A 13702-nucleotide genomic window follows, 5' to 3' on the forward strand; every position below is an offset into this window, starting at 1 on the left:
ATAAGTTACCGCTTAGTAATGTCGCTCGGTTAATTCGAGGCCGCCCCAGGAGCCCCAATGCAACTCGCCGCGATCATCGTGTCGCTGGTCCTGATCGTGGTCGGCGTGGCACTGTTCGGCCGCGCCCTCCTGCAGATCTTCCACTTCATGCGGCTCGGCCAGCCGGTACCGGCCGGGACGCGGACCGACGACCCCGCACAGCGCACCCTCACCGTGGTCAAGGAGTTCCTCGGCCACACCCGGATGAACCGCTGGGGCATCGTCGGTGTGGCGCACTGGTTCGTGGCGGTGGGCTTCTTCTCCCTGCTGCTGACGATCGTCAACGCGATCGGGCAGCTGTTCCAGGCGGACTGGATCCTGCCGATCATCGGTGACTGGGCACCGTACAACGTCTTCGTCGAGTTCCTCGGCACGATGACGACGCTCGGCATCCTGACCCTCATCGTCATCCGGCAGCTGAGCAAGCCGAACAAGCCGGGCCGCAAGTCCCGCTTCGCCGGCTCCAACTTCGGCCAGGCGTACTTCGTCGAGGCCGTCATCCTGATCGTCGGCATCTGCATCTTCATGCTGCACGCCCTGGAGGGCGCCCAGCACCATGTGGACGGCTACGACGCCTCGTTCTTCATCTCGTACCCGGTCGTCGCGTGGCTGAAGGGCATGAGCGTCGCCACGCTGCAGAACCTCACCTACTTCTTCGCCGGCCTGAAGATCGCGACCTCCTTCATCTGGATGATCACGGTCGCCCTGAAGACCGACATGGGTGTGGCCTGGCACCGCTTCCTGGCCTTCCCGAACATCTGGTTCAAGCGCAACGCCACCGGTGAGACCTCCCTCGGCGCCCTGCTGCCGATGACCTCCGGCGGCAAGCCGATCGACTTCACCGACCCCGGCGAGGACGACGTCTTCGGTGTCTCCCAGGTCGAGCAGTTCTCCTGGAAGGGCCTGCTGGACTTCTCCACCTGCACCGAGTGCGGCCGCTGCCAGTCCCAGTGCCCCGCCTGGAACACCGGCAAGCCGCTCTCCCCGAAGCTGCTGATCATGTCCCTGCGGGACAACGCACACGCCAAGGCGCCGTACCTGCTGGCCGGCGGCGGCAAGACGGTGGAGGGCGAGGAAAAGGCCTCTGCCGAGGCCCTCAAGGACGTTCCCGCGTCGGCCCTCGCCGAGGCCGAGCGCCCGCTGATCGGCACCGCCGAGGAGAACGGCGTCATCGACCCGGACGTGCTGTGGTCCTGCACCACCTGCGGCGCCTGCGTCGAGCAGTGCCCGGTGGACATCGAGCACATCGACCACATCGTCGACATGCGCCGCTACCAGGTCATGATCGAGTCCGCGTTCCCGTCCGAGGCGGGCACGATGCTCAAGAACCTGGAGAAGAAGGGCAACCCCTGGGGCCTGGCGAAGAAGCAGCGCCTGGAGTGGACCAAGGAGGTCGACTTCGAGATCCCGGTCGTCGGCAAGGACATCGAGGACCTCTCCGAGGTCGACTACCTGTACTGGGTCGGCTGCGCCGGCGCGCTGGAGGACCGGGCCAAGAAGACGACGAAGGCCTTCGCGGAACTCCTCCACATCGCGGGCGTGAAGTTCGCGATCATGGGCGGCGACGAGAAGTGCACCGGTGACTCCGCCCGCCGCCTCGGCAACGAGCCCCTGTTCCAGGAGCTCGGCATGGAGAACGTCGCGGCGCTGAACATGGCGTTCGGCGAGTCCCTCAACGAGGACGGCGAGGTGGACGAGTCGACCAAGAAGCCGAAGTCGGCGAAGAAGATCGTCGCCACCTGCCCGCACTGCCTCAACACGCTCGGCAACGAGTACCCGCAGCTCGGCGGCGACTACGAGGTCATCCACCACACCCAGCTGCTGCAGCACCTGGTCGACGAGGGCAAGCTGATCCCGGTCACCCCGGTCGAGGGCATCATCACCTACCACGACCCGTGCTACCTGGGCCGCCACAACAAGATCTACACGCCCCCGCGCGAGATCATCGGCAAGGTCCCGGGCCTACGCAACGAGGAGATGCACCGCCACAAGGAGCGCGGCTTCTGCTGCGGCGCCGGCGGCGCCCGGATGTGGATGGAGGAGCGCATCGGCAAGCGCATCAACAACGAGCGTGTTGATGAGGCGCTGTCGCTGAACCCCGACATCGTGTCGACGGCCTGCCCGTTCTGCCTGGTCATGCTGACCGACTCCGTCAACGGCAAGAAGAATGAGGGCAAGGCCAAGGAGTCCATCCAGGTCGTGGACGTCGCCCAGCTGCTCCTCGACTCGGTGAGGACCCCGGTCGACCCGGCGGGCGAGACCACGCCGGAGAACGAGCCGGAGCCCGAGCCGGTGAAGTGACCACGGCTCCCTGACGTACGGCGCCCCCTGCTTCGCACAGGCAGGGGGCGCCGTTCATGCACGCGGGGCTCAGCAGAAGGCGTTGGCAGGCGGAACCGGCCCGGCCGCGCAGGGCGACTACGCCCGGCGACGGCGGAAGGTCTCGGCGAGTGCCGTGTTCACGACCACGACGACCGCCATGACCACGGCGCCGACGGGATGCCCGACCGCGTACAAGGCCGCCGCCCCACCACCCAGCACGACCGCCTTTACGACAAGGACGAGCGGCAGCGCCGGCCGCAGCCGTGCCCTGGGCGCCGCGAACAGCGACCAGAGCACGATCGCCAGCAGCGGCGTGCCCACGCCGAGCAGGACGTGGAGGGCGAGGTTGCCGCCGGCGCCGAATCCCCACCAGCTCAGACAGGCCAGCGCGGCGAGCTCGATCACGAAGGCCAGGAATTCGTTGGCGACGTACCAGGGCCGCTCATCGAGCGCGTCCATGGCGCCAGGGCGTGGGGGCATGGTGTCCTCTCACCGCGAAATCACCGCGAATCACCGCGAAATCACCGCGAAAGCCGGGCCAGTGACGGCGCCCCGCACGGGGCACCGTCTATGTGCCCAACTTCCCTTCTTCTACGCCTCCTTCGGCCCCGCCTGCTGCACCACCTCGAAGGACCACAGGGTGGAGCCGGAGGCCGCCGGCTTCGGCCGCTCGCCCTCGGCACCGCCCTGGTGCGCGGACTTCATCGGCCCCTCCATCCAGGCCTGGAAGGACTCCTCGTCACGCCAGCGCGTGTAGACGAGATAGGTGTCGGTGCCCTCGACGGGGCGCAGCAGCTCGAACCACTCGAAGCCGTCGGAGTTCTCCACGGCGTGGGCTCGCGAGGCGAACCGCTTCTCCAGCACCTCCCGCTGCTCGGCGGGCACGGTCAGCACGTTGATCTTCACTACGCTCATGGCACCATCCTGGCCCACACCCACCACCCACCGCTCGCCGCACCGTCCTTCACGGCATGGCGGGCGGCGAAACCGGGGGACATCCCTGAGGGCTCCCTGGTCGATGCGCTGACGGTCCCTTAGGGGATGTCACAGGTCGGCCGCAAAGCCCGGCCCGGAAGCCCGGGCCCCGCACGTCACTCTCCGGGACCAGGTACGTTCGATGACGTGGCTGGATTCAGGATCGGACGCGGGGGCCGGGACAACCGCACCCCCCAAGGACAGCAGGCGCCGCAGGGACCGTCGTACGGCCGGCGCGGACCGCAGCAGGGGCAGCCCGCGGGACCGTCGTACGGACAGCCCGCGGGGCCCTCGTACGGCTACCCGCAGGCGCCGCAGCGGCCGTACCCGCAGCAGGGCGGGCCCTACGGCCGGCCCGGGCAGTCGTACGGCCACCCGGGCCCGGCCGACGACGGACCGGAGTACTTCGGCGACGACGGCGGCTACCCGGCCGGCCCTCCCGGCCAGGACCCGTACGCGGCCAACAACCCGGGCCACACCCAGGCGTTCTCGATCGACGAGGCCGCCGACTACACCCAGGGCGCGACCTACCAGGCCGGCTCGGCCGCGGCCCCCGCCGCCCCGATCGGCCCGCCGCTGCACTGGAAGGAGTTGCTGAAGGGGATCGTCCTCTCCCCCAACCAGACCTTCCTGCGCATGCGGGACTACACGATGTGGGCCCCGGCGCTCATCACGACCTTCCTCTACGGCCTGCTCGCCGTCTTCGGCTTCGACGGCGCCCGTAAGGACGCGATCGGCTCCGCGTTCTCCACCACGGTGCCGATCGTGCTGATCACGGCGGTCGTGATGGTGCTCGGCCTGTTCGTCCTGGGCGTGGTCACCCACACCCTGGCCCGCCAGCTCGGCGGCGACGGCGCCTGGCAGCCGACGGTCGGCCTGTCCATGCTGATCACGGCGGTCACGGACGCACCCCGTCTGCTGGTCGCCATGTTCGTCGGCGGTGACGCCGGCTTCGTGCAGCTGCTCGGCTGGGCCACCTGGATCGGCGCGGGCGCCCTGCTGACGCTGATGGCCTCCCGCTCCCACGACCTGCCCTGGCCGAAGGCGCTGGGCGCGTCCGCGATCCAGCTGATCGCGCTGCTGTCGATAGTGAAGCTGGGCACGTTCTAGTACGCGGGCTAGTACGCGGGACCGGTCCTGGTGACCGGCATACGAAAGGGCCCCGGCGAGGCAGCCGGAGGCCCTTTTCCGTACCCGGAGTCCGAGTCCTGGGCGTCAGGCGTCGAGAACCTGCCCGGCCCGCTTCACCACGGGTGGCAGGACGCTCCACGGGAAGTTGATCCAGTCGTCGGTCCGCTTCCAGACGTACTCGCACTGCACGAGAGAGTGGGACTTCTCATAGATCACCGCGGAGCGCACCTCGGCGACGGTGTCGAGGCAGAAGTCGCGGACGAGCTTGAGGGTCTTGCCGGTGTCGGCGACGTCGTCGGTGATCAGCACCTTCTTGTCGGAGAAGTCGATCACGTTGGGGACGGGCGCGAGCATGACCGGCATGTCCAGGGTGGTCCCCACCCCGGTGTAGAACTCGACGTTCACGAGGTGGATGTTCTTGCAGTCGAGGGCGTAGGCCAGCCCTCCCGCGACGAACACGCCGCCGCGGGCGATGCTGAGCACGATGTCGGGCTCGTACCCGTCGTCGGCGATGGTCTGCGCCAGCTCGCGGATGGCACCGCCGAACGCCTCGTAGGTCAGGTTCTCCCGCACGCCCTGCGTGTCACTCATACCGCTGCAGCCCTCACACCTGGGTCCGATGGAAATTGACGTAGGACCGCGAGGCGGTCGGCCCGCGCTGCCCCTGGTAGCGGGAGCCGTAGCGCTCGCTGCCGTACGGGGACTCGGCGGGCGAGGTCAGCCGGAACATGCACAGCTGCCCGATCTTCATCCCCGGCCAGAGCTTGATCGGGAGCGTGGCGAGATTGGACAGCTCAAGGGTGACGTGCCCGCTGAAGCCGGGGTCGATGAACCCTGCGGTGGAGTGGGTGACCAGCCCGAGCCGCCCGAGCGAGGACTTCCCTTCGAGCCGGGAGGCCAGATCATCGGGAAGCGAGATCACTTCATAGGTGGAGGCGAGCACGAACTCCCCGGGATGCAGGATGAACGGCTCATCGCCCTCCGGCTCGACCAGCCGGGTCAGATCGGGCTGCTCGACGGAGGGGTCGATGTGCGGGTACCGGTGGTTCTCGAACACCCGGAAGTACCGGTCCAGCCGTACGTCGATGCTCGACGGCTGCACCATGGATTCGTCATAGGGATCGATCCGTACCCGCCCGGCGTCGATCTCGGCCCGGATGTCCTTGTCTGAGAGAAGCACGTAGCGAGGATACGCAAGGCGCGCGGAGCCGTGACAATCGTGACGACCCCGCGCGCCTGTGTTACTGCTGTGTGCCTGTGTTACCTCTGCTATTGCCGGTCTTCGAGCCGGCCCCGCTAGCGCTTCTCCAGGGCGACCGGCACCACACTGCGGAGCCGGGCGCACCGGGGACACCTCATGAGCCGGCCGGGGCCGAGCCGACCGGCCTGCTGCATCGGGAACGAAGCGGTGCTGAAGACGTGCCCGTCCGCACAGCGGACGACGGTGCGTTCCATCAAGTCCCTTAAGTCCCTTCCCCAAGAGCCTCGTCGGGCCTACCCGAGCCCTGACGACAAAAGCCACATTACGGGATGAAAGAGACCACCCTCCAGGCGGCACTCCGGCCTCCCCCGACCCCTCCGCCAGGCCTCCACGGTACGCCCCAACTCACCCTGCCCGCAGCCGGATCCCACCCCTGAAACAGACTCAGACCCCAGGGCCCGGGCACCAGGGGTCTGCGATGATGTACAGTGAGCAAGGTCCGGACAAGGACCCCACCAGGGATCATGTCCGTACTTACGCGGGTGTAGTTTAATGGTAGAACATCAGCTTCCCAAGCTGAGAGCGCGAGTTCGATTCTCGTCACCCGCTCCAGAGAGAAACCCCAGGTCGGCGGCCTGGGGTTTGTTTGTTGTCTAGGCCAATTCGGGGGGGCGTGCCCTCTGCGTGCCCTAAGTGCAGGTGGAGCGACCGATTCAGGGGCCCTCAGCCTGCCGTCCCCTCGGTCAAGCCGAGTCACGTGCCCCTCCGTCTGAAGGCCACGGCTGCCCAAGTTCCTTCTACGGCTGCGACTTCAGCGTCCGGACGTTCGCGTCAAAGCGGCCAGCGGCGGAGGTCGTCGATCGCGCTGAGGGCGACTTAACCGTCCGAATTCACGCGTAGCTCCCCCGGCAGCACCGACGACATCGCCCTCCTCGCCCTGCGCCTGCCCGAGGCCGAAGCCGAAGGCGAAGGCGAAGGCGAAGGCGAAGGCGAAGGCGAAGGCGAAGCGACGAGTACGGGGCTCACGTCCCCGGAACCAGCACCAGAACCCGCAACGGGCCGGGCGGCACAGCCGTGAGTGTGTCGTCCCCGGCGCTCCGCCACCCCCAGGACCGCAACGTCTCAACCGCCCTGTGGTCCCGGGCGTCCACCAGCGTGACGCCGAGTACGGCGCCGTGGTCGGCGAGCAGTCGCCGCTGGAAGCGCCTGGCGAGATTCCAGGCACGGTCCGGGTGCTCCCGGCGCACACGGGGAGGGACGACGATCCCGGATACGACGAAGAGTCGCCTGGAGGCGGCGCGGCGGAGCAGGCTCCCTGGCAGATGTCCGTCGAAGCCCTCCCGCCACGGACCGGCACCGCCCGCGGGAAAGCCGTAGGCGCATCCGGTCAGGGCGGTGGTCTCCGCGATCAGCAGCGAGAACCCCGGTCGTCGTGCGTCGGCCGCGAGATGCCGCAGGAAGGCGCCGCGCCCCTGGTTCCACGCCCATGGGCCGTCACCGGACACCTTCGCGTACAGGTCGCCCAGGTCTTGCAGGCGATCCTCGACCTGCCCGCGGGTCAGCGGGCGGAGGCGTTCTCCCTCGTACGGTGAGGCTCCCCGCTCCCACCTCGGCCGGCCCGGAGCACGTGTGCGCGGCTTGGCCGGTGCGGGCCGGGGCGCGGGAACGTTCGACGGCGTCGGGGTGGTCGGGACGAACATGTGCGCGGTCATGGGGCGGACCCTGCCCCGGGCGCGGACAAGACCGCCCCCGTGTCGTCGATCACCGAGAGCGGCCCGGTGTCGGAGCCGGTGCACGGAGTGCCCTCGATGTCTCCACCGTACTCCCAGGCATACTCCCGGCCGGACGGCCGGCCGGGCGGGGTACGCACGGCCGCCCTTGCCCGGCATACCCTTCAGAAGAGGGGTGCCGTGGAAACACGCCGCAGCCCGTCACCGTCGCTCGGCGGCTCGGGCAACGACCGCGTTCCGGTGTGTACCCGTCGCCCGCCAGGAGGTCCGTATGGAGCACAATCCCTTGCCCTCCGAGAGTCACGCCGAGGTCCGCATCGTGGCCGCGACCCCTGAGGTCGCCCGGTGCGTGGCCGACGTCCTCCGCCGCTGCTTCGCCTCGACCGAGCAGCGCAGCTATCCCGCCGGCCGCGAAGGAGGGACCCGGCTCCATCTCACCCTCGACACCGCGAACGCCGCGGAACCCGCACGGCCCCGGCTCTCGACCCGTACATCGACAAAGCAGGCGCAAGCACACGCCGACGAGGTGTGACCCGGGTCCCTGAGGCCACGGGGATCCACCGTCGCGTCCATGCCCACGCGGCCGTCAACACCTCGGAGAACGACAGCCATGACGAAACTCCGCGAACGCAAGAACAACCGGAAGGCGGTCCTGGAATCCCTGTACGGGGCCGTCGAGCACAACCGCCCCGAGGTCAGCGGATCGGTGCTCCGTGCCGAGCTGGACCTGCCCGACGAGGACCTCTCCGCCGCGTGCGTCTACCTGGCCGACGAGGGCCTGATCGACGTGGAGTGGACCTCACACCGGACCCCGGCCGCCGTCTCTCTGACACACGTCGGCGTCCGCCTGATGGAAGAGCTGGAGGAGGAGCAGGAGGAGGAGCGGGAGCAGCAGGACGTCCGGGAGAGGACAGAGCGGTCGCGGTCGGGCGACTGACCCGCCCGCCTCTCGTCGGCCAGGGAGTAGCCTCGACCGTACCGAGAGTTCTTCGCGCAGCGCTTCCGGCGGTGCCGTTCCCGGCGAGTGACCAGACGGGCAGTCGCTCCACGGCTCCCGGGACGGGACCGCACGATGGAACCGAGCAGTACGCCGGCCGGAGGCGCGCCCGCGGCCGATGCGCACACGTACCGGATGCCCCTGCCGCGCCTGGCCCTCACCCCGGACGTCAGCCACGGCCCGCTGGACGGGGCCCGGTGGCTGCGCTGCGCCGCGCTGGAACTCGAACTGCCCTCGTTGGTCGGCTCGTTGGAGCCGGACCCGGATACCACGGTGCGGGTCACCGTGGATCCCGTCGAATGGCCCGACGCGCCGCACACGGTCATGTCACCCGGCCGGGAGATCGCCGTGGAGCCGGCCGGCCCCGGAAGCGCCGCGCACGTCATCACCCTGGACCGCGGCACCGTGGGGCGCTGGGTACTGCGGGTCGTCCCGGGCGAGGAGCCCGCCGGAACAGCCGCTCGGCTGCCGGCCGCGGCAGCCGACCCCGAGAACCCGCTGACCGCCGCGCGCATGCTGACGCTCGCCGAGACCGGGCTCCTCGGGAGCACGACAGGGGAGACACCATGAGGCACGCCACCCCGTGGGCACCTTCGGCAGGGACCGCCGGCCGGCCTCAAGTGCCCTCCTCGCACGGATCGTTGACCAGTCAGGGCGAAGCACCCGAGCTCTTCGAGGAGTGCCGCATCGTCCGCGCGCACGGCGAGCTGGACGCGCAGACCGTGGCGCCGCTGGTCCGCGCCCTGGCCGAGGCCCGCGCCACCCGGCCCGGACGGCTCCGCCTCATCGTGGACCTGAGCCGGGTGACTTTCTCCGACGGCAGCATCCTGGCGCCTCTGTGCGAGGCGTGGTCCGACTGCCGCGCCCGGGGCGGCTGGATACGCGTCGTCTACGACAGCCACACGACCGACCTGGTCTTCCGCTGCACCGGTCTCCTCCACCGCTTCCCCGCCTACGCCAGCGCGCAGGACGCCTGGGAGGGACGAACGGCCGACACCGGGGCGCCAAAGGCGCCCGGACGGCACAGCTGACCGCGGCGATCCGAGCCACTGCGTCCTCCGCTTGCGCTCTCCCGGCGGCCGAGGCACACCGTCCGGCCGGGACCGACGTACCGCGCCGAACCACTCGACAGGACACCTCATGACGAGCGACCGCCTACGGCCCCCGCCGCCCGCCCCGCCTCTCCCGCGCCTGTACCTCGCACCCGAGAGCACCGTGCCACGTTTCCGCGACCAGTTCGTCCGGCTGCGCAGAGCCACCACGGCGCACGCGCCGAGCACCGTCGTCCTGATGGCACCCGGCCAGGGGCGCAGGGACCTGCTGGTCGTCCCGCCGGAGGCCACCGGACGGGCCGCCGTATCGCTCGTGTCCGCAGCCGGGCCGACACCGGAGCAGTGCGACTTCGCGAGCTGAGTACGCCGGCCGGAGAGGGGATATCTGCCACGGCGAGACCACATGTCCGTGCCCGCCGGAGTTAGGGTTGTCGCACGAGGCAGATGGCGCGAAGGCGGATGGCGCCGAATCCTTCGCAGCACGGGTGCCACGCACACCCGGGCCCCTCGCCGCGCCCCCCGAAACGAAGGTGCCATGCCCGCTGAGAACACCCCTGTCGCCGACAATCTCGACGACGACAACTATCCCGCCTACACCATGGGGCGGGCCGCCGATGTTCTCGGCACCACCCCCGCCTTCCTCCGGGCCGTCGGCGAAGCCGGGCTGATCACCCCGCTGCGTTCGGAAGGCGGCCACCGCCGCTACTCCCGCCGCCAGTTGCGCATCGCCGCCCGCGCCCGGGAACTGGTCGACCAGGGCACCCCCGTCGAGGCCGCGTGCCGCATCATCACCCTGGAGGACCAGCTCGACGACACCCTCCGGCTGAACCGGGAAATGCGCCGGAAGCTGGACGAGCCCGGTGCGGATACCTAGTCCCACCGATATAGAAATGCACACTCCAGCGGGATGACAATTACCGGACTGGTCCGAAAAGTCATGGCTGCTGCCACCCGCCCTGTGTTAACGTGATAGCTGTTGCGGTTTTGGTTGCCAGAGATTTTTTCTTTGCAGAGCTTTCCGGGATCTTTCCGGAGGTGTGATCATCGCGGCGACTCGGCTCCGCAAAGTGCGGAGTCCGACACTGCCCCTCCAAGGGAGATTCAATATGGCATCTGGCACCGTGAAGTGGTTCAACGCGGAAAAGGGCTTCGGCTTCATCGAGCAGGAGGGTGGCGGCGCTGACGTGTTCGCCCACTACTCGAACATCATCAGCAACGGTGGCTTCCGCGAGCTTCAGGAAGGCCAGAAGGTTAGCTTCGATGTCACGCAGGGCCAGAAGGGCCCGCAGGCCGAGAACATCGTTCCCGCCTGACGCTGACGCGAACCGTCGCGAGCCACTGGTTCGCGCATCATGTGGCTGGGGCCCGCACTCTCGGGGTGCGGGCCCCAGCCCATTTTTTCTGCTCCCGCAAGGCCGTAAGGAACGTAAGGAACGTCAACCCAAGGTCTTCGGATTTCACTCGGCTCAGTCCTGTGATTCCTCCTCAAGGAATTCCTCGATACGTGCCGCATCGAGGAAGGCCCCGTCGTGGACCGCACCCGTTCCGCTCGCTCCAGTAGCTCCAGTAGCTCCAGCAGTTCCAGCCGCTTCCGGGCGCAGGAACCGCACCGTCGACATTCCGGTCCGGGCCCCCGGCACAAGAACGGTCAACGAGCACGCCCCACCGCGCGCCGACAGGAGTTCGCCCTGCCGGTCACCCTCACCGAGCCGCTCCCCGCGGTCGAGACGTTCGCCGAACTGGACATGCCCGCACGGCTGCTGGCCGCGCTCCGCACCGAGGGCGTGACCGTTCCCTTCCCGATCCAGGCGGCCACCCTGCCGAACGCGCTGGCGGGCCGGGACGTCCTGGGCCGGGGTCGGACGGGCTCGGGCAAGACGCTCGCCTTCGGCCTGCCGGTACTGGCCCGCCTCGACGGGCAGCGGGCCCAGCCCAAACAGCCGCTCGCCCTCGTCCTCGTCCCCACCCGGGAACTGGCCCAGCAGGTCACCGACGCGCTCACCCCGTACGCCCGTGCCCTGCACCTGCGGCTCGCCACCGTGGTGGGCGGCATGTCGATCGGCCGGCAGGCGAGTGCGCTGCGCGGCGGCACCGAGGTCGTCGTCGCCACGCCCGGCCGCCTCAAGGACCTCATCGAGCGGGGAGCCTGCCGGCTGGACCAGGTCGCCGTCACCGTCCTGGACGAGGCCGACCAGATGGCCGACATGGGCTTCATGCCTCAGGTGACCGCTCTGCTCGGCCAAGTCCCCGCCCGTGGCCAGCGGTTGCTGTTCTCGGCCACCCTGGACCGCAACATCGACCTCCTGGTGCGCCGCTACCTCCACGACCCCGTCGTGCACTCGGTCGACCCGTCCGCGGGAGCCGTCACCACCATGGAGCACCATCTGCTGCACGTGCGCGACGCCGACAAGGACACCGCCGCGACCGAGATCGCCGCCCGCGACGGACGCGTGATCATGTTCCTGGACACCAAGCACGCGGTGGACCGGCTCGCCACGCACCTGCTGTCCGTCGGGGTGCGCGCCTCCGCCCTGCACGGCGGCAAGTCCCAGCAGCAGCGCAACCGGACGCTCGCCCAGTTCAAGGACGGCCACGTCACCGCCCTGGTGGCCACCAACGTCGCCGCCCGCGGCATCCACGTCGCGGGCCTCGACCTCGTCGTGAACGTCGACCCTCCCAGCGACCACAAGGACTACCTGCACCGCGGCGGCCGTACCGCCCGCGCCGGTGAGTCCGGCACCGTCGTCACCCTCGTCCTGCCGCACCAGCGCCGCACCGTGGACCGTCTGATGGCCGACGCCGGCATCACTCCGGGCACCGCCCGGGTCCGTCCCGGCGAGGCCGAACTGCAGCGCATCACCGGCGCCCGGACCCCCTCCGGCATGCCCGTCACCCTCACCGCCCCGGTCGACGGACGAACCGAGGGCAGACGCGAGGGCAAGGGATCCGCCGGCCGGAATCGCAGGGGGTGGGCCGCCGGCCACGGCGGGAGCGGCCGGGCCGCCGCCCGCACCCGTCGCTCGGCCCGGGGGAACACCCCGTAGCCCCCGTACGGGGATGCACTCCCAGCAGTCAGGCAGATCCGTCGCCCGTCCCGCCCGCCCCGACGAAGAGGAGAAGCCCTTGACGCAGTACCCGTCCCGAACACAGCAGGCCGGCAGCGCCGACGGCATCGGTCTGACCGCCCGCGACGCCATGCACGCTCCCGGGCCCCAGGTCGACGACCACATGACGGTCGACGTGGCCCTGTCCGTGCTCATCGGTGCCCGCGTCCCGCACCTGCTCCTCCGGGACGAGGACGGACGGTGCGGGGGGCTGGTCACCCGGGCCCAGCTCGCCGCGCACCGCGGCGGCTCGTGGTACAGCGACCGGACCCGGCTGCGGGACATCCCGCTCGACCGCGGACCGTTCACCTCGTCCGTCGCCGCACTCGGCGAGGCGGAGGCCGCCATGCGGGACCGGACCCTGGACGTGTCCCCCGTGATCGACGAACACGGCTACGCCCTGGGCATCCTCGCCCTCACGTCCTGAGCCATCACCCCCTGACCGCCCCGTGGAGGCATCCATGCGCTGTGTCATCGCCCGGTTCCCCTTCGACCTGACCAAGTTCGAGGTCGAACAGTCGATCAGCGGCATCACGCCCGAACCCGCCACCGGCGTGTGCGTGACCATCGACCGCCGTGTCTACCCCGTGATGCAGGTCGGGGAAGTGATCACCAGACAGAACCGCCGCGACTTCACCTCGGTCGAGATGCACCGGGCACTGACTCGCCTCGGCTTCACCTGCCACGACGCGCGCCCGGTCACGCCGGACTGGGACGCGCGAGCCGACGAGCGTGCGCTCGATTGGTGACGTCTTCCAGCGCGACGGCAGGTGAGACGCGGTGTGCGGGGCGGAAAGCCGCGGAGACAACAAGGGTTCGCAGCGGTACGTACCGCCCACGCCGGCCACCTGTACCCGCCCACGCCGGCCACCTGTAAAAGAACACGTCTGCGCAGGTCGGCGCGGACGTGGTGGTGGCGGGGGCGGGTGTGCTGGGCCGGTCGGTGGCGTTCGCAGTCGCCTCGGCGCACCCGGCGGTCCGGATGGTGACGGCCGGGGACGCGGCGGTGCCGGGCCTCGCAGGCGGCGGGGGTGATGCTCGGCGTACCAGGAGAGGTCACGGACCACGGCATACGGACCCGTCACGGGTAGCTGCGCATCGAACTGGCGGTCACGGCAGGCACGTTGTGGCCCAGCCGCCGGGAACGCGTC

Annotated in this window: 18 protein-coding genes and 1 tRNA gene; 13 read left to right on the plus strand and 6 right to left on the minus strand. The window is 69.7% G+C overall.

The genetic code is table 11. The annotated features are described in order from the left end of the window. Positions 1 to 57: 57 nt before the first annotated feature. Positions 58 to 2340 carry a (Fe-S)-binding protein gene (locus AB5L52_RS20790; RefSeq protein ID WP_369365537.1) on the plus strand — a complete coding sequence of 761 codons (2283 nt, stop codon included), beginning with the start codon at positions 58 to 60 and terminating at the stop codon, positions 2338 to 2340. A gap of 117 nt (positions 2341 to 2457) precedes the next feature. On the opposite strand, the gene AB5L52_RS20795 is transcribed toward AB5L52_RS20790, so the two are convergent. Together AB5L52_RS20795 and AB5L52_RS20800 are read right to left on the minus strand one after the other, a co-directional pair. Then, the gene (locus AB5L52_RS20795) at positions 2458 to 2841 is read right to left on the minus strand and encodes a YrdB family protein (protein ID WP_351025803.1); all 384 of its coding nucleotides are present in this window, start codon (positions 2839 to 2841) and stop codon (positions 2458 to 2460) included. A gap of 111 nt (positions 2842 to 2952) precedes the next feature. Further along, positions 2953 to 3276: an antibiotic biosynthesis monooxygenase gene (locus tag AB5L52_RS20800; RefSeq protein WP_369365540.1), complete on the minus strand. Its 324-nt coding sequence runs from the start codon at positions 3274 to 3276 to the stop codon at positions 2953 to 2955. Between the two features lie 126 nt (positions 3277 to 3402). On the opposite strand from AB5L52_RS20800, the gene AB5L52_RS20805 reads away from it, so the two are divergent. Next, complete coding sequence (locus tag AB5L52_RS20805; protein ID WP_369365542.1) at positions 3403 to 4446, plus strand: YIP1 family protein; 1044 nt, start codon at positions 3403 to 3405, stop codon at positions 4444 to 4446. A 105-nt stretch (positions 4447 to 4551) separates the two neighbouring features. Here AB5L52_RS20805 and AB5L52_RS20810 read toward each other — a convergent pair whose 3' ends face one another. The 3 genes from AB5L52_RS20810 to AB5L52_RS20820 all read right to left on the minus strand — a co-directional run bounded on the left by AB5L52_RS20810 (position 4552) and on the right by AB5L52_RS20820 (position 5922). After that, positions 4552 to 5058, minus strand: a complete 507-nt coding sequence (locus AB5L52_RS20810) for a phosphoribosyltransferase (protein ID WP_351034250.1) — start codon at positions 5056 to 5058, stop codon at positions 4552 to 4554. A gap of 13 nt (positions 5059 to 5071) precedes the next feature. Beyond that, complete coding sequence (dcd, locus tag AB5L52_RS20815; protein WP_351034247.1) at positions 5072 to 5647, minus strand: dCTP deaminase; 576 nt, start codon at positions 5645 to 5647, stop codon at positions 5072 to 5074. A gap of 116 nt (positions 5648 to 5763) precedes the next feature. After that, positions 5764 to 5922, minus strand: coding sequence for a hypothetical protein (locus AB5L52_RS20820; protein ID WP_023547984.1), 159 nt, complete (start codon positions 5920 to 5922; stop codon positions 5764 to 5766). Positions 5923 to 6206: 284 nt separating this feature from the next. Here AB5L52_RS20820 and AB5L52_RS20825 point away from each other — a divergent pair. Beyond that, a tRNA-Gly gene (locus AB5L52_RS20825) sits at positions 6207 to 6280 on the plus strand. Positions 6281 to 6690: 410 nt separating this feature from the next. On the opposite strand, the gene AB5L52_RS20830 is transcribed toward AB5L52_RS20825, so the two are convergent. Continuing rightward, complete coding sequence (locus AB5L52_RS20830; RefSeq protein WP_351033404.1) at positions 6691 to 7380, minus strand: hypothetical protein; 690 nt, start codon at positions 7378 to 7380, stop codon at positions 6691 to 6693. Between the two features lie 289 nt (positions 7381 to 7669). On the opposite strand from AB5L52_RS20830, the gene AB5L52_RS20835 reads away from it, so the two are divergent. From AB5L52_RS20835 to AB5L52_RS20880, 10 genes are all read left to right on the plus strand, one after another. After that, on the plus strand, positions 7670 to 7930 hold the full coding sequence (locus AB5L52_RS20835; RefSeq protein ID WP_351033402.1) for a hypothetical protein: 261 nt from the start codon (positions 7670 to 7672) through the stop codon (positions 7928 to 7930). Between the two features lie 78 nt (positions 7931 to 8008). After that, positions 8009 to 8335 (plus strand): hypothetical protein, encoded by a 327-nt coding sequence (locus AB5L52_RS20840; protein ID WP_369365546.1) that lies wholly within the window; start codon positions 8009 to 8011, stop codon positions 8333 to 8335. A 135-nt stretch (positions 8336 to 8470) separates the two neighbouring features. Continuing rightward, positions 8471 to 8965 (plus strand): DUF5994 family protein, encoded by a 495-nt coding sequence (locus tag AB5L52_RS20845; RefSeq protein ID WP_369365548.1) that lies wholly within the window; start codon positions 8471 to 8473, stop codon positions 8963 to 8965. Positions 8966 to 9036: 71 nt separating this feature from the next. Beyond that, the gene (locus tag AB5L52_RS20850; RefSeq protein WP_351033394.1) at positions 9037 to 9426 is read left to right on the plus strand and encodes an STAS domain-containing protein; all 390 of its coding nucleotides are present in this window, start codon (positions 9037 to 9039) and stop codon (positions 9424 to 9426) included. Positions 9427 to 9535: 109 nt separating this feature from the next. Further along, a complete protein-coding gene (locus tag AB5L52_RS20855; protein WP_351033391.1) occupies positions 9536 to 9808 on the plus strand; it encodes a DUF5994 family protein in 273 nt (90 codons plus the stop codon). Between the two features lie 174 nt (positions 9809 to 9982). Further along, positions 9983 to 10321 carry a MerR family transcriptional regulator gene (locus AB5L52_RS20860; RefSeq protein WP_351033388.1) on the plus strand — a complete coding sequence of 113 codons (339 nt, stop codon included), beginning with the start codon at positions 9983 to 9985 and terminating at the stop codon, positions 10319 to 10321. A 232-nt stretch (positions 10322 to 10553) separates the two neighbouring features. Next, a complete protein-coding gene (locus tag AB5L52_RS20865) occupies positions 10554 to 10760 on the plus strand; it encodes a cold-shock protein (RefSeq protein ID WP_020943091.1) in 207 nt (68 codons plus the stop codon). Positions 10761 to 10976: 216 nt separating this feature from the next. Then, positions 10977 to 12491, plus strand: coding sequence for a DEAD/DEAH box helicase (locus AB5L52_RS20870; RefSeq protein ID WP_369365552.1), 1515 nt, complete (start codon positions 10977 to 10979; stop codon positions 12489 to 12491). A 151-nt stretch (positions 12492 to 12642) separates the two neighbouring features. After that, on the plus strand, positions 12643 to 12978 hold the full coding sequence (locus tag AB5L52_RS20875; protein ID WP_351033418.1) for a hypothetical protein: 336 nt from the start codon (positions 12643 to 12645) through the stop codon (positions 12976 to 12978). 34 nt (positions 12979 to 13012) lie between these two features. Further along, entirely contained in the window at positions 13013 to 13300 is a 288-nt protein-coding gene (locus tag AB5L52_RS20880) for an SCO5918 family protein (protein ID WP_351033382.1), read from the plus strand. The last annotated feature ends 402 nt before the right edge of the window (positions 13301 to 13702 follow it).

Source organism: Streptomyces sp. CG4 (assembly GCF_041080655.1).
GTDB lineage: Bacteria > Actinomycetota > Actinomycetes > Streptomycetales > Streptomycetaceae > Streptomyces.

Bases quoted from the DNA above. Each gene is read 5' to 3' on its own strand.
- AB5L52_RS20790 (WP_369365537.1), top strand. From the start codon at position 58: ATGCAACTCGCCGCGATCATCGTGTCGCTGGTCCTGATCGTGGTCGGC.
- AB5L52_RS20795 (WP_351025803.1), bottom strand. From the start codon at position 2,841: ATGCCCCCACGCCCTGGCGCCATGGACGCGCTCGATGAGCGGCCCTGG.
- AB5L52_RS20800 (WP_369365540.1), bottom strand. From the start codon at position 3,276: ATGAGCGTAGTGAAGATCAACGTGCTGACCGTGCCCGCCGAGCAGCGG.
- AB5L52_RS20805 (WP_369365542.1), top strand. From the start codon at position 3,403: ATGTCACAGGTCGGCCGCAAAGCCCGGCCCGGAAGCCCGGGCCCCGCA.
- AB5L52_RS20810 (WP_351034250.1), bottom strand. From the start codon at position 5,058: ATGAGTGACACGCAGGGCGTGCGGGAGAACCTGACCTACGAGGCGTTC.
- AB5L52_RS20820 (WP_023547984.1), bottom strand. From the start codon at position 5,922: ATGGAACGCACCGTCGTCCGCTGTGCGGACGGGCACGTCTTCAGCACC.
- AB5L52_RS20830 (WP_351033404.1), bottom strand. From the start codon at position 7,380: ATGACCGCGCACATGTTCGTCCCGACCACCCCGACGCCGTCGAACGTT.
- AB5L52_RS20835 (WP_351033402.1), top strand. From the start codon at position 7,670: ATGGAGCACAATCCCTTGCCCTCCGAGAGTCACGCCGAGGTCCGCATC.
- AB5L52_RS20840 (WP_369365546.1), top strand. From the start codon at position 8,009: ATGACGAAACTCCGCGAACGCAAGAACAACCGGAAGGCGGTCCTGGAA.
- AB5L52_RS20845 (WP_369365548.1), top strand. From the start codon at position 8,471: ATGGAACCGAGCAGTACGCCGGCCGGAGGCGCGCCCGCGGCCGATGCG.
- AB5L52_RS20855 (WP_351033391.1), top strand. From the start codon at position 9,536: ATGACGAGCGACCGCCTACGGCCCCCGCCGCCCGCCCCGCCTCTCCCG.
- AB5L52_RS20860 (WP_351033388.1), top strand. From the start codon at position 9,983: ATGCCCGCTGAGAACACCCCTGTCGCCGACAATCTCGACGACGACAAC.
- AB5L52_RS20865 (WP_020943091.1), top strand. From the start codon at position 10,554: ATGGCATCTGGCACCGTGAAGTGGTTCAACGCGGAAAAGGGCTTCGGC.
- AB5L52_RS20875 (WP_351033418.1), top strand. From the start codon at position 12,643: ATGCACGCTCCCGGGCCCCAGGTCGACGACCACATGACGGTCGACGTG.
- AB5L52_RS20880 (WP_351033382.1), top strand. From the start codon at position 13,013: ATGCGCTGTGTCATCGCCCGGTTCCCCTTCGACCTGACCAAGTTCGAG.